Origin of the sequence: Massilia sp. CT11-108, assembly GCF_047302915.1 — a bacterium.
In the GTDB taxonomy this organism is placed as follows: domain Bacteria; phylum Pseudomonadota; class Gammaproteobacteria; order Burkholderiales; family Burkholderiaceae_D; genus Telluria; species Telluria orientalis.
Window position 1 is genome coordinate 1 of record NZ_JBKYMO010001223.1, and the last position, 485, is coordinate 485.

General features: G+C 66.6%; 1 pseudogene. It reads left to right on the top strand.

Going from position 1 to position 485, the window contains the following annotated elements:
• Window positions 1–353: pseudogene (locus ACEN88_RS34115) on the top strand (exo-alpha-sialidase); the annotation flags it as partial.
• Window positions 354–485: the final 132 nt, after the last annotated feature.

The window sequence follows — 485 nt, forward strand, 5'->3', positions numbered from 1 at the left end:
GCGGGGACGTGTGGGTCGCGCTGAAGAACGGTGGTCTCGTACGTTCTACGGACGGCGGCGCCCACTTCGCGCCGCTGGCGGCCGTGCGCTATTGCGGCGCGGTCGGTTTCGGCAAGGCGGCGCCGGGGCACGACTACCCCGCGGTCTACATCTGGGGCGACGTGAAGGGCGTGCGCGGCATCCACCGTTCCATCGACGGCGGCGCCACCTGGACCCGCATCAACGACGATGCCCACCAGTACGGCGGACCGGGCGACGGCCAGTTCATCGTGGGCGACATGAACCGCTACGGCGTCGTCTACATGAGCACCGCCGGCCGCGGCATCGTCTACGGCAAACCCGCCGCCAACTGAACAACGCTTTTCGACAGCGATTTTTATGACCTCTATCTGTAATCGATTTCATCAGATGATGATCGCACTGGCGCTGGCCGGCGTCGTCTCCACCGCGCTGGCCGCACCCGACCTGGTGCTGCGCTACGACCG